Genomic DNA, 554 nt, shown 5'->3' with positions numbered 1-554 from the left:
GCATCACTTCAGCAGGTTTTTCTGCGTGTAACCAATGGCCAGTGTTGGCAATAATGTGTGCTTTAGCTTGTTTGAATTGTCGTTGTACTGACGGTTGGTGCTCTGGCATTAAGTAGTCCGAATCTCCGCCTTTAATGAAGAGTGTCGGGATCTCGGTAGGAGCAATATCTTGCCAACCAATGATCTCAGCATAGTTACTTAATAAACTGTCGACGTTAAATCGCCAAGCCATATGGTCTTCATTTTTAAACAGAGATTTTGAGAGAAATTGTCTAACGCCATCCATCTCAATGTGTTGAGCTAAGATTTCTAACGTTTGTTGACGGTTCGCAGGTTTTTCTTTGATAACGGCCAGCAAACCATCAAATACGTTGTCGTGACGATTGGTCTGGTAAGCTACTGGAGCCATGTCCAATACGACCAACTGTTTTACAAGATTTGGTGCTATATCAGCGAGTTTCATCGCGACTTTACCACCCATTGAATGGCCGACGATTATCGATGGCTCTACGTTTAAGTGCTGAAGAAGCGTCGCGACATCTTGTGCCATGTCA

General features: G+C 43.7%; 1 protein-coding gene. It reads right to left on the bottom strand.

Annotated elements, in window-relative coordinates:
• A partial coding sequence (locus tag R7O13_RS29860; RefSeq protein WP_318305593.1) for an alpha/beta fold hydrolase occupies positions 1–554 on the bottom strand: 554 nt, incomplete at both ends.

Source organism: Vibrio sp. Y176 (assembly GCF_033438945.1).
This window is presented reverse-complemented; position numbering and strand designations above follow the sequence as displayed.